The organism is Rheinheimera soli (assembly GCF_021290985.1).
Classification (GTDB): Bacteria; Pseudomonadota; Gammaproteobacteria; order Enterobacterales; family Alteromonadaceae; genus Pararheinheimera; species Pararheinheimera soli.
The window spans coordinates 1-18,727 of sequence record NZ_JAJOYU010000048.1; the positions used below are offsets into that span (position 1 = coordinate 1).

General features: G+C 45.8%; 24 protein-coding genes. 12 read left to right on the plus strand and 12 right to left on the minus strand.

Annotated elements, in window-relative coordinates; genetic code table 11:
• The 3 genes from LSG37_RS20080 to LSG37_RS20090 all read left to right on the plus strand — a co-directional run.
• Positions 1 to 550: RHS repeat protein (locus tag LSG37_RS20080; protein WP_301331835.1), on the plus strand; the 550-nt coding region annotated here is incomplete at its 5' end.
• Positions 547 to 762 (plus strand): hypothetical protein, encoded by a 216-nt coding sequence (locus LSG37_RS20085; protein ID WP_233081767.1) that lies wholly within the window; start codon positions 547 to 549, stop codon positions 760 to 762. The genes LSG37_RS20080 and LSG37_RS20085, both read left to right, overlap by 4 nt.
• An 88-nt stretch (positions 763 to 850) precedes the next feature.
• Complete coding sequence (locus tag LSG37_RS20090; protein ID WP_233081768.1) at positions 851 to 1,021, plus strand: hypothetical protein; 171 nt, start codon at positions 851 to 853, stop codon at positions 1,019 to 1,021.
• Positions 1,022 to 1,040: 19 nt separating this feature from the next.
• Here LSG37_RS20090 and LSG37_RS20095 read toward each other — a convergent pair whose 3' ends face one another.
• Positions 1,041 to 1,292 carry a YheU family protein gene (locus tag LSG37_RS20095; protein WP_233081769.1) on the minus strand — a complete coding sequence of 84 codons (252 nt, stop codon included), beginning with the start codon at positions 1,290 to 1,292 and terminating at the stop codon, positions 1,041 to 1,043.
• Positions 1,292 to 2,299: a hydrolase gene (locus tag LSG37_RS20100; RefSeq protein ID WP_233081770.1), complete on the minus strand. Its 1,008-nt coding sequence runs from the start codon at positions 2,297 to 2,299 to the stop codon at positions 1,292 to 1,294. Before LSG37_RS20100 ends, LSG37_RS20095 begins: the two co-directional genes overlap by 1 nt.
• 57 nt (positions 2,300 to 2,356) lie before the next feature.
• Here LSG37_RS20100 and LSG37_RS20105 point away from each other — a divergent pair, with 57 nt between their 5' ends.
• Positions 2,357 to 2,854 carry a hypothetical protein gene (locus LSG37_RS20105; protein WP_233081772.1) on the plus strand — a complete coding sequence of 166 codons (498 nt, stop codon included), beginning with the start codon at positions 2,357 to 2,359 and terminating at the stop codon, positions 2,852 to 2,854.
• Positions 2,851 to 4,425 (plus strand): GMC family oxidoreductase, encoded by a 1,575-nt coding sequence (locus LSG37_RS20110; protein WP_233081773.1) that lies wholly within the window; start codon positions 2,851 to 2,853, stop codon positions 4,423 to 4,425. The genes LSG37_RS20105 and LSG37_RS20110 overlap by 4 nt, the downstream gene beginning before the upstream one ends.
• A 45-nt stretch (positions 4,426 to 4,470) precedes the next feature.
• Here LSG37_RS20110 and LSG37_RS20115 read toward each other — a convergent pair whose 3' ends face one another.
• From LSG37_RS20115 to LSG37_RS20125, 3 genes are all read right to left on the minus strand, one after another.
• Positions 4,471 to 4,599: a DUF3149 domain-containing protein gene (locus tag LSG37_RS20115; RefSeq protein ID WP_233081774.1), complete on the minus strand. Its 129-nt coding sequence runs from the start codon at positions 4,597 to 4,599 to the stop codon at positions 4,471 to 4,473.
• 82 nt (positions 4,600 to 4,681) lie between these two features.
• Positions 4,682 to 5,191 (minus strand): TIGR02444 family protein, encoded by a 510-nt coding sequence (locus tag LSG37_RS20120; protein ID WP_233081775.1) that lies wholly within the window; start codon positions 5,189 to 5,191, stop codon positions 4,682 to 4,684.
• Positions 5,163 to 7,076, minus strand: coding sequence for an ABC transporter ATP-binding protein (locus tag LSG37_RS20125; protein ID WP_233081776.1), 1,914 nt, complete (start codon positions 7,074 to 7,076; stop codon positions 5,163 to 5,165). The genes LSG37_RS20120 and LSG37_RS20125 overlap by 29 nt, the downstream gene beginning before the upstream one ends.
• A 110-nt stretch (positions 7,077 to 7,186) precedes the next feature.
• Between LSG37_RS20125 and LSG37_RS20130 the strand changes: the two genes are divergently transcribed.
• Positions 7,187 to 7,393, plus strand: a complete 207-nt coding sequence (locus tag LSG37_RS20130; protein ID WP_233081777.1) for a YheV family putative zinc ribbon protein — start codon at positions 7,187 to 7,189, stop codon at positions 7,391 to 7,393.
• A 22-nt stretch (positions 7,394 to 7,415) separates the two neighbouring features.
• On the opposite strand, the gene LSG37_RS20135 is transcribed toward LSG37_RS20130, so the two are convergent.
• Positions 7,416 to 7,640: a SlyX family protein gene (locus LSG37_RS20135; RefSeq protein WP_233081778.1), complete on the minus strand. Its 225-nt coding sequence runs from the start codon at positions 7,638 to 7,640 to the stop codon at positions 7,416 to 7,418.
• Positions 7,637 to 8,527: a WD40 repeat domain-containing protein gene (locus LSG37_RS20140; protein WP_233081779.1), complete on the minus strand. Its 891-nt coding sequence runs from the start codon at positions 8,525 to 8,527 to the stop codon at positions 7,637 to 7,639. Before LSG37_RS20140 ends, LSG37_RS20135 begins: the two co-directional genes overlap by 4 nt.
• Positions 8,528 to 8,716: 189 nt before the next feature.
• Between LSG37_RS20140 and bamJ the strand changes: the two genes are divergently transcribed.
• Positions 8,717 to 9,475 carry a BamJ family beta-barrel-assembly machinery protein gene (gene bamJ, locus LSG37_RS20145; protein ID WP_233081780.1) on the plus strand — a complete coding sequence of 253 codons (759 nt, stop codon included), beginning with the start codon at positions 8,717 to 8,719 and terminating at the stop codon, positions 9,473 to 9,475.
• Between the two features lie 74 nt (positions 9,476 to 9,549).
• On the opposite strand, the gene rsd is transcribed toward bamJ, so the two are convergent.
• Entirely contained in the window at positions 9,550 to 10,035 is a 486-nt protein-coding gene (gene rsd, locus LSG37_RS20150) for a sigma D regulator (protein WP_233081782.1), read from the minus strand.
• A gap of 150 nt (positions 10,036 to 10,185) precedes the next feature.
• Here rsd and nudC point away from each other — a divergent pair, with 150 nt between their 5' ends.
• From nudC to hemE, 3 genes are all read left to right on the plus strand, one after another.
• Positions 10,186 to 10,986 (plus strand): NAD(+) diphosphatase, encoded by an 801-nt coding sequence (gene nudC / locus LSG37_RS20155; protein ID WP_233081783.1) that lies wholly within the window; start codon positions 10,186 to 10,188, stop codon positions 10,984 to 10,986.
• Complete coding sequence (locus LSG37_RS20160; protein ID WP_233081785.1) at positions 10,976 to 11,161, plus strand: hypothetical protein; 186 nt, start codon at positions 10,976 to 10,978, stop codon at positions 11,159 to 11,161. The genes nudC and LSG37_RS20160 overlap by 11 nt, the downstream gene beginning before the upstream one ends.
• A gap of 224 nt (positions 11,162 to 11,385) precedes the next feature.
• Entirely contained in the window at positions 11,386 to 12,474 is a 1,089-nt protein-coding gene (hemE, locus tag LSG37_RS20165) for a uroporphyrinogen decarboxylase (RefSeq protein ID WP_269836688.1), read from the plus strand.
• Positions 12,475 to 12,539: 65 nt separating this feature from the next.
• Here the strand turns inward: hemE and sthA are convergent, their stop codons facing one another.
• Both sthA and LSG37_RS20175 read right to left on the minus strand, forming a co-directional pair.
• A complete protein-coding gene (gene sthA, locus LSG37_RS20170) occupies positions 12,540 to 13,955 on the minus strand; it encodes a Si-specific NAD(P)(+) transhydrogenase (RefSeq protein ID WP_233081787.1) in 1,416 nt (471 codons plus the stop codon).
• Positions 13,956 to 14,062: 107 nt separating this feature from the next.
• On the minus strand, positions 14,063 to 15,181 hold the full coding sequence (locus tag LSG37_RS20175; RefSeq protein WP_233081788.1) for an acyl-CoA desaturase: 1,119 nt from the start codon (positions 15,179 to 15,181) through the stop codon (positions 14,063 to 14,065).
• A 96-nt stretch (positions 15,182 to 15,277) separates the two neighbouring features.
• On the opposite strand from LSG37_RS20175, the gene fabR reads away from it, so the two are divergent.
• A complete protein-coding gene (gene fabR, locus LSG37_RS20180) occupies positions 15,278 to 15,895 on the plus strand; it encodes an HTH-type transcriptional repressor FabR (RefSeq protein WP_233081789.1) in 618 nt (205 codons plus the stop codon).
• Here fabR and trmA read toward each other — a convergent pair.
• Positions 15,892 to 16,986, minus strand: coding sequence for a tRNA (uridine(54)-C5)-methyltransferase TrmA (gene trmA / locus LSG37_RS20185; protein ID WP_233081790.1), 1,095 nt, complete (start codon positions 16,984 to 16,986; stop codon positions 15,892 to 15,894). The two genes, fabR and trmA, sit on opposite strands and share 4 nt — an antisense overlap.
• Positions 16,987 to 17,154: 168 nt before the next feature.
• Between trmA and murI the strand changes: the two genes are divergently transcribed.
• Positions 17,155 to 17,943: a glutamate racemase gene (gene murI / locus LSG37_RS20190; RefSeq protein ID WP_233081791.1), complete on the plus strand. Its 789-nt coding sequence runs from the start codon at positions 17,155 to 17,157 to the stop codon at positions 17,941 to 17,943.
• A 6-nt stretch (positions 17,944 to 17,949) separates the two neighbouring features.
• On the opposite strand, the gene LSG37_RS20195 is transcribed toward murI, so the two are convergent.
• The gene (locus tag LSG37_RS20195; protein ID WP_233081792.1) at positions 17,950 to 18,441 is read right to left on the minus strand and encodes an RNA recognition motif domain-containing protein; all 492 of its coding nucleotides are present in this window, start codon (positions 18,439 to 18,441) and stop codon (positions 17,950 to 17,952) included.
• Positions 18,442 to 18,727 lie beyond the last annotated feature (286 nt).

The following is an 18,727-nucleotide window of genomic DNA, read 5'->3' on the forward strand; positions in this document are numbered from 1 at the left end:
AGCGACTTTAGGGCGCTATTTGCAGAGTGACCCTATTGGTTTGGCGGGTGGGTTGAATACTTATGGCTATGTAGGGGGAAATCCTTTAACTGGCATAGATCCCTTTGGATTGTATTGTTTTTCTCTGGCGGAGAGAAATGGAATAAAGGGGGCTGCGCAAGGTGCGATTGAGGGAGCCAGATTTGGATTGCCAGGAATATTTGTAGGTGCAGCTTCGTATGGCGTCGCGGAGTATGCAGCAGCTGAGCTAGGCATCCCTAGCTTGGCAAGCGGAGCTACTGCAATTGTCAACGGCGGTAATTTTACAGCAGCTGGACTTGCCACTTTGGTAACGGCAAGTAGTACACCTAAAATAGCGTTAGATGATACTTTCAATGGTGCAGTGTCAGGCTTCTTAGGTGGGTATACCTCTGGAGGAAAAGGCTATGGTTTCTTGCGAAATCTAACAAAGGGTGCTGGGCTTGGTGCACTATCTGGATTTGGCAGAGATCTGGCGGATGTGGGTATGGATTTCGTGGAAAGCTTTGATGATTGTGGATGTAAAAAGTGATGAAAAATAAATGGAAAGCATCAGTAGCAATGATATCGTTTGCTTGTCTGTCGTTATTACTCCTACCTTTTGCGACAGAACAAATAGAAGCACTACCTTATGAAGAGCATCAAATAGCGGCATTAAAGAAGTTTTTAGGCTATTTGTATATGTTTTGCTTTTTTGTAGTTGTAGCTTATTGGGTCAAGCTAAACAACAAAGATAAAAGCTAAAAAACATGGGGTAAGGACTTCTACCTTACCCCTATTTTTCGATTTGCCCTAAACAGGCATCACCAGCAGTGGTTTTGGCTATGATGCGTTGGGCAATAGAACCAGCCGCAGTGGTGCTGTCAATGAGAGCTACGCTATAGCTCCCAATTCAAACCCTTTATCTTCAGTGACCAAAGGCGGTCAAACCCAAATTTTTGGTTATGTTGCTAACGGTAATGTCACCAGTGAAAAACGTTTTGATGGTAGTACAATACTCTAAGGCCAGAGGGGCGTTAAATCTACTCATTCTCTATCTCGCCTTGTTTCACCAACTGTCGCCACTGCTGTTTGGTGATGATATCTACACTTTCGTGTAACTCTGAATACAAAATTACCAATTGGTCGGCTTGGAGCTGATGTTTCACCTGCGCGACTTTATCGCTCAGGCTAATGTCCTGCTCACCATATTCAGTGCCTTCGCGTAATACAAAAGCTTCGATCAGGCCTTCCAGCGTATCTGTTGATAATTGCTCATATGGAATAAGTAGCATCAGTGTTTTCCTAAAAATTGAGCAAGGTAAGGCGGCAGCTGTTGTTCCAGATAATATTCCGCTTTAAAAGGCGTATTACCTGTAACAAAACCAACATGGCCACCATGGCGGGATAACAATAACTGCACATAAGGTGGCATTTCATCAGCCTTAGGTAACACAGCTGGTGATAAAAACGGATCATCTTTGGCATGCACCAGTAACAAAGGCACACGCACTTGTTTTAAAAAGGCTTTGCCACTGGATTTCTGGTAATAGTCATCGGCATTTTGAAAGCCGTGCAGCGGAGCTGTCAGTAAGTCGTCAAAGTCACGAATGGTTTTTAACGCCAGAATTTGCGCTTTGCTGACGGGCAAAGGAAAATCTCTGTGTCGTTCCAGTTTGCGCAGCATAGTAGCTTTTAAGCGGCCCAATAAATACTGCTGATAGACTTTACTGCCACCTTGATTGATGCGTTGTGCACTGGGAGCCAAGGCCAAAGGTGCGGATACCGCTACAGCAGCCTTTAAAACACATTGTGCTCCTTGTTCGCCACAATACTTCACCAACACATTACCACCTAAGGAAAAACCAACAGCGGCCAGTTGACGGCCCGGATAACGCAGCTGAAGCTGAGCAATCAAATAGGCCAGATCTGCGGTGTCCCCTGAATGATAAGCTCGTGGCAAGCGGTTGGCGACACCGTTACAGCCGCGAAAATGCATCAGCACTGCAATAAAGCCTTGTTGCTGCAAAGCGTGCAACATGCCCGCTGCATAGTGGCTGTTAATATTACCTTCCAGGCCATGCAACACCAGCACTATTGGTCTATCTGCGGCCTGCTCCGGGTTTTCTGTCCAGTTCAGTTGGATATGATCGCCATCTGGCAAGGCCAGCATTTCTGCTTCTGTCGTCAATGCGCGACGAGGAGCCAGATACTTAGCCACTATGGTTTGCAGATGGCAGTTACGTAGCCACCAGGCTGGTTTAAAAACCGGGGGAAGTTTTACAGTTTCTGGGGCTTGCAAAATCAACAGTCCTACTTAACAATCAAGGTCACTTTCTCTGGCCGGACCACAATAACAATGAACAGACGCCAGTTTATTTTTCGCTCGCTTGCGCTGACAGTAGCTGCCAGCACAGGATACGCAGTATATCAGTATCAAAGTCTGCAAGGCAGTGACAATGCGGCTGTTCTGGTATTGGATGCGTTATTACCCGCAGTACTTTTGGGGGCTTTACCTGCCGATCCTGTCTCGCAACAGTTGTCCTTACAGCAGACCCGGGATGCGGTGTTAGATTTTCTGGTCTATTTACCTCAACATCAGCAACAACAGCTCGAACAGCTATTTCAGTTGCTGCAGCAGGATCTGGCGCGGCTGGCATTAACAGGGCAATGGTTAGAGCTAGCCGATTTACCGCTGCCACAGCGTCTGGATTTGTTAGTAAGCTGGCGCGACAGTTACTTTTCTTTGTTACAGCAAGCCTTTAGTGGTTTGCGTGAACTGATCTACGGCGCTTTTTATGGTCAGCCACAACATTGGCTGTCTCTTAACTACACCGCGCCGGAGTTTAATCCATGAAAAATCTGATTGCCGATGGTGTGGCCGCTGGCTGGTCTTATCTGGACGCCTCCACTTTAACTGCTGACAAAGAGTTTGAAGCTGACGTGGTGATAGTGGGCTCTGGCGCTGGCGGCGCTATGGCGGCTGAACAACTTAGTCTTGCCGGATTCAAAGTGATGTTGCTCGAAATGGGCGCCTTGTATGAAGGCAAAGACTTTCAACAGCAGGAGCGCTGGGCTTATCCTGCTTTGTATCAGGATGGAGCTGGCCGTAAAACCCTGGATCAAAGCATAGGTATATTACAAGGTCGCACTGTAGGTGGCTCTACTACGGTTAACTGGACTACTTCAATTCGCACTCCGGACAAAACACTGGAGTACTGGCGCGCTGAATTTGGTTGTGATTTTAACTCCGACAATTTAGCGCCATATTTCCAACAAGCCGAACAGCGGCTTAATATTCATCCATGGCCAGTGCCACCTAATGCCAATAACGATAAACTGAAACAAGGCTGTGAGGCTTTAGGTTGGCAATACACAGTGATTAACCGCAATGTTAGTGGCTGCGCTAATCTGGGCTATTGCGGCATGGGTTGCCCTATTAATGCAAAACAGTCGATGCAGGTCAGCGCTATTCCATCTGCTATGCAAGCTGGCGCTATGCTGATTAGCCGGGTATCGGCCCGTGAGCTGAAATGGCAAAATGGGCAAGTGCAGTCTTTGGTTGCTGTGCCAGTAGACCCGCATTTTCAGCCTGATTTCAGAGTAAAACTTAGCTTTAAAGCGAAGCATTACATAGTAGCCGCAGGCGCTATAGGTTCGCCTGCTTTGTTATTGCGTTCCAAAGTACCAAATCCGTCTGGTCGGTTAGGTAAACATACTTACCTGCACCCCAGTGTGATTTCCGGTGCTTTGTTTGACGAGGTGATAGCAGGGCATAGCGGCGCGCCTCAGTCGATTTATTCTGATCAGTTTGTCTGGCCTTCAACTGCCCGCATGGGGTTTAAGCTTGAGGTTCCGCCACTGCATCCTGTGCTAATGGCGACCAAATTGACAGGTTTGGCGCAGTCCCATGCTGCTTTGATGCAACAGTTTAATCAGTTGCAGGTGGTTATTGCGTTACTACGGGATGGTTTTCATGCTGATAGTCAGGGCGGCACTGTGTTGTTGTCTGATCAGGGTGAGCCCATGCTGGATTACCCTCTTTCAGATTATTTATGGCAGGGCGCACAGGATGCTTATCTGGCGATGGCTGAACTCCAATTCGCAGCCGGAGCTAAGTCGGTATTGCCTATTCATCAGGATGCTCAGCTTTACTCCAGTTGGAAGCAGGCTCGTGAGGCGATTAAAGCGCTGCCGTTACAAAAATACCGAGCTAACCTGGCATCAGCTCATGTGATGGGCGGCTGTAATATGAGTGCCAATCCGACCAAAGGAGTAGTAAACCTGCAAGGTCGCCATCATCAACTGGAAAACTTGTCTGTATTTGATGGCTCGGTATTGCCGTCAAGCTTAGGCGCTAATCCACAGTTAACCATTTATGCTTTAACCTTGCGAAATACAGCAGCTTTAGTGAAGGCTTTAAAGTAAAGGATCAAAGCGCAGTCTCAGTGACTGCGCTTTTTACAATTGAAGCTATTCGGCATGTGACGTTTTATATAAGAAGTAGCCAGCGTAAAACAGGCATAAGCCAATCACTAAAGCCAGCCCGGTAAAAGATATAAAGATCACCGGATCGTTCAGAAACTCTTGCCATATATTCATGATCATATCCTCGCTATTTACTGATGCTTGTAGTGTAGAAGCATCAGTGGAAGCAAAGCCTGATATAGATCAAAGTTGGACTTTAGATGCCTTCCAACTGCTGGCTTTGTTGATACAGATCAAGAATTTCAGCGTCCAACTGCTCAACAGGAGCTTGGATCAACAGCAAATAGTGATCCAGTAGCTGACTGTAAGGCAACAGATCATCATTCAGACTTAACTGATTAAACTGCTGCACCAATAGCTGCTGTTCCAGTTTTTCTGCAGCAAGCTCAGTGCTCAGTAATTGCTGACGCAGAGGCTGCTGCATATCCGACTCCAGCCATGGAGATGGCAAGGTACGGCGTAAAGCGCGGATCGACTGGGTCACTTCGGTGCTAAAGTGCTGCAGTAAATCTTCCAGCTGTTGCAGTTGAGCTTCGCTTACACTTTGCTGTTGTTTGTCCAGATAGAGCAAAAACAGCAGCAGGTTAATATTCACACCATAGTTGTCTTGCCATTGCAGACATAAGTCTTTAATGGCCGGATACAAACTCAGGCTGTAGTGCCAGAACTGCTCAGAATTAAGAGTTTTTTTGCCAGAATTCTGCACTTTGTTGCTCCCATGCTTCCTGAGCTTCGAACCATTGTTCTTCCACTTCAGATAATTCCTTTTGGACTTTTGTTTGATCGGCCAATGTTTTGGTCAGCTCAGTTTTACGAACCGCGTCGTAAATACCAGCATCAGCCAAAGCCGTTTCAATCTGCTGTTGTTGCTGTTGCAGCTTTTCTTGTTGCTGCTCCAGCTTTTCGATTTTTTGCTTTAACGGCCGCTGTAAAGTACGTAGCTCAGCTTCCAGCCGTTTTTGATCTTTACGATTTTGTGCGCTGTTGGCCGCTACGCTGTCGTCAGGGGCAGAAGCCGCATTACTGGCGCGTTGGTCCTGCTGCAACCACTGATAATAATCTGACAAATCACCGGCAAAAGGTGCAACTTTGCCATGCGCTACCAGATAAAACTCATCTGTGGTGCTGCTAAGTAAATGCCTATCGTGCGACACCACCACTATAGCGCCTTCAAAGCTTTGTAGAGCCATGACGATGGCTTCACGCATATCTAAATCTAAGTGGTTAGTTGGTTCATCCAACAGTAGCAGGTTAGGGCGCTGATACACCAGCAGCGCTAATACCAAACGGGCTTTTTCACCACCAGAAAAAGGTGCGCAGGCGGCCAGTGCTTTGTCACCATGAAAACCAAAACCGCCAATATAATCACGCAGTTGTTGTTCTGTTGCATCCGGGGCTAAACGCACTAAATGCTGTAAAGGCGAATCCTGCGGTCTTAAGGTTTCCAGCTGGTGCTGAGCAAAATAACCAATACTGACACCATTGGCGTACCAAATTTCACCGGCTTGTGGTGTTAAAGAGCCGGATAACATTTTGATCAGCGTCGATTTACCTGCGCCGTTGCGACCTAACAAACCTATGCGGCTGCCTGGCAGCAACTGAAAGTTAATTTGCTGCAAAATAGGCGTATCGCCATAACCTGCTTTGACGTTTTCCATCTTCAAAAGCGGGTTCGGTAAAGAACGAGGATCTAAAAACTCAAACTGAAAAGGCGAGTCGGCATGAGCAGGAGCCAACAACGTCATACGTTCCAGTGCTTTGATCCGGCTTTGCGCTTGTTTGGCTTTGGTGGCCTGAGCGCGGAAGCGGTCAATATACTTTTGCAGATGCGCCACCTGACGTTGTTGTTTTTCAAACATCGACTGGTGTTGTGATAAATGTTCAGCACGCTGACGTTCAAACTGGCTGTAGTTGCCTTTGTATAAAGTTAAAGTCTGATTGTCGATATGCACCGTATTGTCAATCACGGCATCCAGGAAGTCGCGGTCGTGGCTGATCAACAACAAAGTGCCAGTGTAGGAAGCAAGATATTTTTCCAGCCACAGCACAGCGTCTAAATCTAAGTGGTTGGTGGGTTCATCCAATAACAATAATTCGGCAGGTTGCATCAGGGCTTTGGCCAGGTTTAAGCGCATACGCCAGCCACCTGAAAATGACTTCACGCTTTGTTGCTGCGCTGCACCACTAAAACCCAGACCATCTAATAAAACACCAGCTTTGGCTTCGGCCCTGTAGCCATCTAAAGCGTCAATCTGATGATGCACTGCTGCTAAATCAACACTGCCGTCAGTAATTTTTAACTGTTGAAGCAATGGATAAAGTTTTTCGTCGCCTTGCAATACGTAGTCCATGGCCGACATATCCAAAGCTGGCGTTTCCTGCGCCACAGTGGAGATAGTCCAGCTGGCGGGAATAGAGACAGAACCGGCGTCTGGTTGCAGTTTTTGTTGCAACAAAGCAAAAAGACTGGATTTGCCGCAACCGTTGGCGCCAATTATTCCGACCTTTTGGCCTGGAAATACGGTAAGATCGGCCTGTTGCAGTAAGCAATTAATACCGCGTCGCAGTTCGACGTTTTGCAGTTGGATCATGGTGTTTTAGCCCGGACGAAAATTGGTTGCTACTCTAATCGCAAAGTGGCGACAAACCAAGAGCACAAGCGGTATAGATGCGATAAAAGCAGACTGAAGAGAGTAAAAACATGACGGAAAGAAAGAAAAAACGCTTTATCGCCGGTGCAACCTGCCCACAATGTAAAGCTGTCGATACCTTGATGTTGTTTATTGAAAACAACGTGGAAAAAGTAGAATGCGTGCAATGTGGCCATCATATGGCACAACCTGAGCAGCAGGTGGCAAAAGCTTCGCGTGCTGCTGAACAGGTGATTGGCGTGTTTAAACCCGAATAAACCGGTAAGTGGATGGGTGTTGTTAATAATGCGGCGGTGGCGGCTCTTCATCTACACGTAAAATGCCACTGTCGTTGCCCTTACTGATTTTTTCCGCCAGCATCATCACTTGCCGTTGCAGTTTTTCGATGCTTTTCTGGTGTTCGTGCAACTCGTCATTCAGCGTTTGCACCATATCTTCCTGGAATGCAAGTTTGCTTTCCAGATCAATAAGTTGTTGCTGTAGTTCTATTACTTTTTCCGTCATTGTTTAATCTCCCATACTTCGGCTACGCCACTGGAACTTTCACTGATAATCTGGCTGTCATTTAAAAATGCCACTGCATGGATCACTGCACTGGCTGGCCTGCTATTGAGAATAGCTCTGACTTGCCACTGCTGTAATTTTTTCCCTGTTGCCACATCCCATAAAATTAACGCTCTGGATGGAGAGCCTGTAACCAGCCATTTGCCGTTTGGACTAAAGCGGGCTGCGGTAATAATTTGTGCTCTGGCTAATTCCAACTGACTGAGTTGTTTACCTGTTTTCAGATCCCAGATAAACCCCTGCAGTTCACTGCCTGCACTAAAAGCATAACGACCTTGCTGATCCAGCGTTACCTTAGTCACCCGGTTTGGGTGCGGGAAGCTATGAATAATCTGCGCCGTTTCTGTATCCCATAAATAGGCATAATGATCGTTAGAACCTGTCAACGCGAAGCGGCCATTAGCCGACATATCGACAGAATTCACATTTTCAGTGTGGCCTAAAAACTCAATGCGACGACCTGAGCTTAAGGTGATATGTTGCACCTTACCGTCACTTTGCCCGACCAGTAGATGACGACCAAAATCAGACACAGCTAAATCGCGGATTGTGGCGTCTTTTACCGACCAAAAACCAATGTTGCGGCCATCATTCATTTGCCATAAGGCAAAATCTTTGCTGTCACCTGTTAATAAATGACTGCCATCCGGGCTCAGTGATAAAGATAAAATTTGATTATTGGTTTTTTCCTGATGACCCAGCGAATACAAAGCTGTATCTTTTTGCAGGTCCCAAACCGTGACGCCTGCGTCTAAAGCAGAGACAGCAACCAGTGTTGTTTTGTCGTTAATCGCAGCGCCATAAGAGGGCGTTTCAGTATGCAGCACTTGTCGCACAGATTTTGGTTGAACTTCTGAGCAAGCAAAGAGACCAATTGCCAGAAAAATTATCAGATATTTACAGCTATGGGTTAACGTCATTAGCACAAACCGTTAGTATAGGGACGTTGCATAAAACCTTTAAACTTATTAAAACACAATTTTGCAGCCAAACCTGCTTATTTATTGGAGAAATACATGCGTTTATTAACTAAGGTGTCGCTGATTGCGGCTACCGTTTTAACTTTGTCTGCTTGTAATAAAGAAGCTGAGCAGCCAAAACCTCTGGTTTTAGATACTGACACTGCAAAACAATCTTACAGCTTAGGTGTATCTGCTGGTCGTTTTATCGACACTACCATCCAGGAACATGAGAAATTAGGTTTACCTTTAGTTTCAGAAACTATAGTACGTGGTATTCAGGATCAGTTAGCTGGTAAAGCTCAGCTGACTGAAGAAGAAGTTCAGAAAGTGATGATGGCGCTGGAACAAACAGCCCGTGAAAAACAAGTTGAAGTGGCAAAAGCTCAGGCTGAACAAAATGTGGCTGCTGGTAAAGCATTTTTAGAAACTAACGCTAAAAAAGAAGGCGTGAAAGTGACTGAATCAGGTTTGCAGTATGAAGTTGTTCAGGCTGCTGATGGTCCAAAACCAGCTGCAACAGACGTAGTTCGTGTGCACTACACTGGTACTTTGGTTGATGGCACTGAATTTGACAGCTCAAAAGAGCGTGGTCCTGCTCAGTTCCCGTTAAACCAGGTGATCAAAGGCTGGACTGAAGGCGTGCAACTGATGAGCGTTGGTTCTAAGTTCAAATTCACTATCCCTAGCGATTTAGCTTACGGTGAGCGTGACATGGGTACTATCCCTGCAAACAGCGTTTTAGTATTTGACGTTGAATTATTAGGCATTGGCGAAGAAGCCCCTGCAGAAGAAGCTCCGGCTGAAGCTAAGTAATACGTAGCCCGATAAAAAAAGCGACCTGATGGTCGCTTTTTTGCTTTTGTTACGACGAAGGCAACTAAACTAACTCAGGCAGATACAGCGTTGGAATGCTTGTTGTGTAAAGTCTGAATAAGCTCATCTTCGAAATCAAAACGCTCTACCAAAGCCTGGCCTAAAATAGACAAATCACGATCAAAGTTCTTTGACAAAGTTTGACTATCAGCCTCAGCATATTTGTCATTAAACTCAAGTGCCATATCAGTAGACTTTGCAATTTTTGGATACAAGGCATCAGCTAGCTTGCGGCTATCATGGCCATTGACGGCGCATTGCGACACAATTTGTTCATAAACTTCAAAATGCCCAGCGGATAAATAATCCATCAGCAATTGGCAAAAGTGCTGAATATCTGCCAAATCAGGCAAAGAATTCCCACTTTTCTTGTCAAAAGGAGGCAATGCGGCCAGCTCACAATAACGGACAATCAGGCGCTGCCTTTCATCCAGCCAGTTATCTATAGCTGTCAGGCTGCCACCCCATTTCTGCTGTGCTGACTCTAAACGGGTGTACATATACTTCCCCTTACTCAAGTGACTTACTGCTCAGAACCTCTAATTAAAAGAATTCTCGGATAAAGATCAACTACTTTTTTATTGGTCGGTTCAGTCTTTAGCTCTATCATACGCCTGTTTACACGAATAAGTGGTGGAGTAAAACAAAAAATGATCAAGCACAATGTGCCTGCTACCGCTGGCTTGTATGGTCACTGGTTTATTGTCAGTCAAGGCAAAATCTGGCTGTCTTCTGTTGATGCGCCGCCGCCCCTGTGTCGTTATGACCAGTTGCCTGACTTTTTAGATGGCAGTGAGCCTCTGTGTTTGCTTGGCGCTATTGATGGTGTGGATTGTTATCTGCTCAATTACACCGACAGACCCGAAGCAGAAGAACAGTGGCATAACGCACGAGTTTTATTGCAACAGTCCGCAGCTATTTTTGAACATGCTGCCAGAGCCTGTCAGGTGGCCTTGTTTTTACAAACGCACCGATACTGTGGTCAATGTGGCAGCTCTATGCATCTGGTGAACTGGGAGCTTGCGGCGCTTTGTCACAAGTGTGGTCACCGTTGTTACCCCAGAATTAATCCTTGTGTGCTGATAGCTGTGGTTAATGACAAAAATCAATTATTGTTGGCCCGCTCGGCCCGACATAAAACCGGCTTCTTTTCGATTCTGGCTGGTTTTGTTGAGTCTGCTGAAACGCTGGAGCAAGCCGCAGTGCGCGAAGTAAAAGAAGAAGTAGGCATTGAGATCACTAACTTACGTTATATGGGCAGCCAACCCTGGCCTTTCCCGCATTCGCTGATGACCGCTTTTATCGCCGACTATAAGTCAGGCGAGCTGGTATGTCAGCCGGACGAAATTGAGGAAGCCCATTGGTATGATCTGGATCAGTTACCTGAAGTGCCAATGGTGGCAACCTTATCAGGTCAGGTGATTCAGTATATTGCTAAGGGTGGAAGATAACTTATTGCTCATGAATCGCAGGCAAATAAAAAATCGTCAGGAACGATTTTTAACAGCTTTAGCTGGCCCGAAGGGTGTGCGCCACGGATGGCAGGCAAATAAAAAATTATCTGGAATGATTTTTAACAGCTTTAGCTGGCCCGAAGGGTTTGCGCCATGGATGGCAGGCAAATAAAAAGCCACTAACGTGGCTTAAATGAGATGTAACTTGCGTTACGAGGACTCGTTAAAACGAGTTTCTTTATTCTTGTTCTTTACTAGCGCAGGTAGTTTATAACAGATGTATTTTTGCAGGGCAACAGCTTTTTTCGTTGTGGGCAAATAGCTTTTGGTAAAAAATGGTGACTGATCGGACATCAGTGATAAACTAGGGATAAATCAAAAGATGGCAGATGATAGATGCAACTAAAAAATGATCGTTATTTAAGGGCTTTGATGAAACAACCAGTCGACCGCACTCCAATTTGGATGATGCGTCAGGCGGGTCGTTATCTTCCTGAATACAGAGCGACGCGAGCTATTGCAGGCGATTTTATGTCGTTGTGCAAAAACCCTGAACTGGCTTGTGAAGTCACTTTACAGCCGTTAAAACGTTATCCTTTAGATGCTGCCATCTTATTCAGTGACATTTTAACAATCCCGGATGCTATGGGCATGGGATTGTACTTTGGCGAAGGCGAAGGCCCGCGCTTTACGAAGCAACTGACCGACTTTATGGATGTGATGCAGTTGCCTGTACCAGATCCGGAAGTTGAGCTGCGTTATGTCATGGATGCTGTGCGTACTATTCGTCGTGAGTTGAATGGCGAAGTGCCTTTGATCGGTTTCTCCGGCAGCCCATGGACCTTAGCCACCTATATGTTTGAGGGCGGCAGCAGCAAAACCTTCTCTAAAATCAAAAAGCTGATGTACACAGAGCCAGAAGTGGTGCATATCCTTTTGGATAAGCTGACCCAAAGTGTCATTTTGTATCTGAATGCACAAATTGCAGCTGGTGCTCAGTCTGTAATGATTTTTGATACCTGGGGTGGTGTGTTAACGCCTCATGATTACCGTGAATTTTCGTTAAGCTATATGCAGCAAATTGTTTCAGGCTTAACCCGTTTTGCGGATGGCCGTCCTGTGCCTGTCACGCTGTTTACCAAAAACGGTGGTTTATGGTTGGAAGAAATCGCTGCCACTGGCTGTGATGGTGTGGGTTTAGACTGGACCATTGATATCCGTCATGCCCGCGCCCGTATCGGCGATAAAGTGGCATTACAGGGCAATATGGATCCATCCATCCTGTTAGGCACGCCAGAGCGCATCCGGCAGGAAGTTCAGGCCATTTTAGATGGTTACGGCATGGGATCAGGCCATGTGTTTAACCTGGGCCACGGTATAACGCCTGATGTGGATCCGGAAAAAGCAGGTGTATTTATTGATGCAGTGCATTCGTTCAGCCGCACTTATCATATGAATACCGAGATTGCTGAAGACGATGAGTAAACTCTCGCTGTGTTCAAAAACAACAACGCCAGCTTAATGCTGGCGTTGTTGTTTTCGCTGGCAGATCAAAACAAGCGGTTTAACCCATTCATGGCTGCCACCCTGTAGGCTTCGGCCATTGTTGGGTAGTTAAAAGTGGTGTGAACAAAATACTCTATGGTATTGCCGCCATTTTTTTGCATCATAATAGCCTGGCCTATGTGCACAATCTCGGCCGCCCTTTCACCAAAACAGTGAATGCCCAAAATTTCTTTAGTATCGCGGTGAAACAGTAATTTGAGGCTGCCTACACTGGTATTGGCAATCTGCGCCCTTGCTAAGTGTTTAAATTGAGCGCGGCCTACTTCATAAGGAACACGGGCTGCAGTGAGCTCCTGTTCATTTTTACCCACAGAACTCATCTCAGGTATGGTGTAAATGCCCACTGGAATATCATCAATCAGGTAGGTGCTGCAGTTGCCATGAATAATGGAATTTGCGGCAATGCGGCCCTGATCATAAGCCGCACTGGCAAGGCTTGGATAACCAATCACATCCCCTACGGCGTATACATTAGGGATTTCAGTCTGGTAGTTATCATTGACTTTTAACTGACCACGGCTATCTGCTTTTAAGCCAATGGCATTCAGGTTGAGTTTGTCGGTGTTGCCGGTGCGGCCGTTGGCAAACAAGATGCAGTCGGCTTTCATTTTTTTGCCGGATTGCAGATGCAAAATAACGCCATCGTCACAGCCTTCAATCCGGTCAAACTCTTCGCCATGGCGAATAGTGACCCCTGAATTCCAGAAGTGATAACTCAAGGCATCCGATATTTCTGCGTCCATAAAAGACAACAGCCTGTCTCTGGTATTGACCAAATCAACCCGTACACCCAGACCACGGAAAATCGACGCATATTCACAACCAATCACACCAGCGCCAAAAATGATGATATGTCGCACATCATCTGTTAACGACAAAATAGTGTCGCTGTCAAAAATACGGCTGTGAGTAAAGTCCACATTTTGCGGACGGTAAGGGCGGGAACCTGTAGCCAGAATAATATGTTGTGCTGAAATAATTTGATCCGGTGAGCCATCCTGCTCAATACGAATATGATGAGCATCAACAAAAGAAGCATTACCTTGCAGCATTTTGACTCTGTTGCGTTCGTAAAAACTGCTACGCAGTTGCACCTGCTTACGAATCACTCCCGCAGCATGTTTTAAAATGTGCGGGAAGGTAAGGTTGGACGATTGATCATCCATCTGAAACAGCGGGTTTTCTTTGTATTCAATATAACGGCTAACAGAATGACGTAGTGCTTTGGAAGGAATAGTGCCCCAGTGTGTGCAACCACCGCCGACTTGCTGGTGGCGCTCTATTACCGCCACGGTTTTGCCACTTTTCGCCAGGTTCATGGCTGCACCTTCGCCGCCTGGACCTGTGCCTATAATAATTGCATCAAAATCATATGTTTTGCTTTGAGTTGCTTTGACCACGGGTTTTTCCTTCGCTGAATGCACTCTTTATATTTAATCAGAAATCCTGAATTAAAGGCGATAAAAAAGGCGGCAAATGCCACCTTTTGTAAGTTTTTATCAAATGCTTAGGCAAATTGTGCTGTTAACTGCCGCCAGCGTTTTTGCTGCAGCTGCAGATTACGCCGTACTTCCAGCATTTGCTGTTTTAAATCAAATTCATTGTACTGTTGCATCAACTGTTGTTTTTTCTGTTGCAGCAGTACTTTTTTCACATCGTAATACGCATGCATTTTTTCCATCAGCAGCTCGTATTCATGCTCAAGACGTTGCATCACCAGCTCAGCATCTGGTAAATGCGATACCTTGGCCTGGGCACGTTTGAGTTGCATTTGTACTTTGGCTTTTTCGATACGGTCTGGCGGGCAAACGCGTAAGTTACGGGTTAAACCTAACCAGGAGCAGCTTTTAATCAGCCATTTGGTTGGGTCAAACTGCCACCATTTAATACCGTTACGGTAATCGTATTCAAAAATATGATGGAAGTTATGATAACCCTCGCCATAAGTTACAAATGCCAATATGCCGTTATCCCGTGCGCTATTCTGATCGGTGTAAGGCTGGCTACCCCAGATATGAGCTAAAGAGTTAATAAAAAACGTAAAATGATGGCTCAGTACTAAACGTAACACGCCCACACTGAGTAACATGCCGATATAGCTGTCTGTCAGCCAGCCTAAAAACAACGGGACACCAAAGTTGGTCGCTACAGTCAGCACCAGATAATTCTTGTGTTGCCACATCACTATTTTATTGTTCTGTAAGTCGCGGGCGTTGCTGTAATCAGCATAGGTATTACTTTGATACTCACGTAACATCCAACCAATATGGCTGAACCAAAACCCACGCTGAGCCGAGTAGGGGTCTTTGTCGTTTTGATCGACAAATTTGTGGTGCACACGGTGATCAGAAGACCAATGTAGAGCGCTGTTTTGCAGAGCAAAAGCGCCACCTATGGCATAAAACCATTGTAAAGCAGGATGTGCATCATAGGTTTTATGCGCCCAGAGTCTATGGTAACCGGCTGTGATCGACATACCGCAATAACCCAAGCATAAGATAGTGGCAATAATCTCTGTCCAGGTAAAACCAACAGCTATGGCATACCAAGGCACCAGTATGGCGGCAACAAGAAAAGTGGACGCAAACAGAATTACGTTGGTCCAGATAATAGGGGGTTTATTCATTTTAGGAACTTTAAGCTTACAACTGTAAGCTAATTTAGCCGTGCAAAGTTGCAGGGTCAAGCGTTAAAATGAGGAAGAAGCAAAAAGGAGTGAGCCGTGACCCGCGCCCAACAAAAAGAAAAAACCAGACGCGCTATTATAGATGCAGCTTTTCAGCAGCTTAGCGCTGATAAAGGTTACTCAAGTTTAAGTTTACGTGAAGTAGCCCGCGAAGCAGGTATTGCTCCCACTTCGTTTTATCGTCATTTTACCGATATGGATGAATTAGGTTTAACCCTGGTCGATGAAGCTGGCCTGATGCTTCGTCAGTTACTACGCCAGGCCCGACATCGTATTGAAAGCAATGGCAGCGTGATCCGCACTTCAATTGAAACCTTTATGGAATTTGTCACAGGACACAGCAACGTATTCCGCTTGTTGCTGCGCGAACGTTCAGGCACATCTGCAGCTTTTCGTAGTGCGGTAGCCCGGGAGATTTATCATTTTGGTGCTGAGCTGGCGGATTATTTGCGTAAAGAAACAGATTGTCCGGCTGAACGCGCCCAGATGCAGGCTGAAGCTATGGTGATCTTAGTTTTTCATGCCGGAGCTGATGCTCTGGATGCAACGGCAGAGCAGCGCAAACAAATCACCCAGCGCACTATTATGCAGTTGCGCTGGATGGCTCATGGTGCAGCCAGTTATGGCCGCAAAACCCAGTTGTCGCAAAGCTAAGCAGTAAGTTTGCGTAACCAGACACCAGATTCAATATGGTGGGTGTATGGGAACTGATCAAACAAAGCAAAAGCTTTGATTTCGTGGGTTTTACTCAGCTGCTGTAAGTTCTGCTCCAAAGTCACAGGATTACAGGAAATATAAATAATATCGTTAAACTGGCTGACAAAAGCTTCAGTGGCCGGGTCCAAACCAGCTCGTGGTGGGTCAACCAGAATAGTGTCCAGTTGCAACTCTGATAAATCTAGTGTCTTTAACTGTTTACCTGTCGCCATAGCCGCGCTGACATCCTCAGCCGACATCTGCAACACCTGCAAATTCGTTACCTGGTTCATTTCGATATTCAGTTGCGCTGATTTAATCGAACTGCGGGCAATCTCTGTGGCAACCACCTGACGGAAATAAGGTGTCAGGGCCAGCGAGAAATTGCCGTTGCCACAATAGAGTTCCAGTAAGTCGCCTTTGAGCTGGCTTGATATATCACAAGCCCACTCCAGCATTTGCTGATTGACCTTGGCATTTGGCTGGGTAAAGCTGTTTTCAATTTGCTGGTAACTTAAAGTCCGGTCTTTCACTGTCAGCTTTTCAATAATATGGTCGCGATGCACCAAGACCTTTTGTTTGCGCGAACGGCCTATAAAATCCAGAGGCAACTGTTCTGCCAAGTCGGCTTTTAATAAAGCGGCTTGTTCGGCCCAGTCGTCACTTAACGGTTTTTTATAAATAAGAGAAACCAACAGCTCGCCACTTAAGCCACTCAGGTAATCAATCTGATACAACTTATTCCGCAGCGCCGGACGCTTTTTTAATTCTTCCAGCAGCACAGGCATAAAGTCAGCTATTTGTTTACAGGCAACAGGGAAGTAATCAATACGCTGTTTTTGTTTGGTTTCAGAGTCAAACATAATGTGGAACAAATCGTCCCCTTCATGCCAGACGCGAAATTCAGCACGTTGACGGTAATGGCTTGGCTCAGAGCGGAATAACTCCAACTCTGGCAACGCATAGGATGCAAACAGCTGCTGTATGCCAATTTGCTTTTCTGCCAGTTGAGTTTCATATAAATCCGGAAATACTTGCCCTAAAGCCATTGCCTGTCACCTGTTGTCGAAAAAGCGGCCTATTCTAAGGGCTTTTGCCTGAATGTCTATCAGCAAAAGCAAGCTGCAGATAAAAGTAGCAGAGCAACTGCCTTAGCGGGCGAATGTCTGGCAAAATAGCACCAGAGCTTTTCGGTAGATTTTTTCAGAAGATATGGCATGCGTATAGGTTTTATCGACAGTGGAGTGGGTGGTCTTTCTATACTGGGAGCGGTACGTGCTTTAGTGCCTGCTGACTACTTCTATATGATGGATAACAGATACCTGCCTTATGGCACTAAGTCGGAGTTATTTATCCGCCAGCGCTTAAAGCAACTGACCGAACATCTGTTGACTCATCAAGTCGATTTAATAGTGATCGCCTGCAATACAGCCACCACCCAAGCTGTTGATTGGTTGCGTCAGCAGTTTGATTTGCCTTTTGTTGGTGTGGTGCCTGCTATTAAACCTGCTGCTTTATATTGTGCGGGCGGAAAAATGGCATTGCTTGCCACTCCTGCCACAGTCAAAGGCCACTATATTCAGAAGCTGGTTTCTGATTATGCTGGTGAAAGTCAGGTGCAATTAGTCGGTAGCAGCGAACTGGTTATGCTGGCAGAGCAAAAGGTCTGGGCAGATGCTGATGTGAAAGCAGAAGTGGCCACAGTGATTAAAGATAGTGGCTTAACTGAGTTCGCACCTAAGGCTATTATTTTAGGCTGTACTCATTTCCCGTTTTTGGCTGAAGAGATCCGTTCTGCTTTTACTGAAGCTCCAAAGCTGTTTGATACAGCTGACGCAATAGCCAGACGAGTGCAGCATTTAGTAGCAGGGATCACTCCTTTATATAAAGATAAGAGTCAGGATTGCTTTATTGCAACCAAAGAACTGACAGAGCAGCAAAAAGGAAGAGTCAAACAGATGGGATTTGGCCAGCAGAGCTGCTGGCCAGATTTATATCAGGACTAATACAGTTTATTCGTCGTTGTCGTCACCATCCTGACGTTCTTTGGCTTCACGCACTTTTAAAGTACGCTCCTGAAACGCAAAGTCGTTTAACTTCTGGATCATCTTGTTGGCATCTTTCGCCGCCACTTCAACAAAACCAAAACCGCGGCGGCGACCTGTTTGGCGATCTTTCATCAAACGCACATTGACGACTACACCAAACTTTTGGAACAACTCACGTACTGCATCTTCATTTGCACGGTAAGGTAAGTTACCTACATATAAAGTGGCCGTTTCGCCGTCGTAGTTTGTTTTCGCTGCTGTAGCAGAACCTGTGCTATCAAGAGAGGCACCTTTTACTTCAACCAGAATAGGTACCAACACACCACCCAGCACTATACCAATGGCTACTGATACAGAAGCACTTAAAGCAAGATCAGGGATTAACAATAAAAGCAGATAAACGATGATGGCTAACGCCAGAGTAAAAGGTAAGGATCGTTGTAAATTAGCTAACATAAAGATTTCCTAAGTAATAAAGATGAAAGAGTCAGAGTAAATACATATAAATACTTAAAGCTCTTTCATATTAGCGACTAGTTCTTAAGCAGCCAACTATTAAATGCATGCTTACTGATATTGTTTTTGGGGCTATTTTGCTCATATTGACGGTTTAACCAGCAAACGATCACCAAAGCCCTAAAAAACTAAGATTTGGTATTGCACGCTGCCAAAAACTCCCTATAATGCGCGCCATGCCAACGGGGTAGTGCGAAAGCAGCTCTGGGGTGATTTGAACTTGACG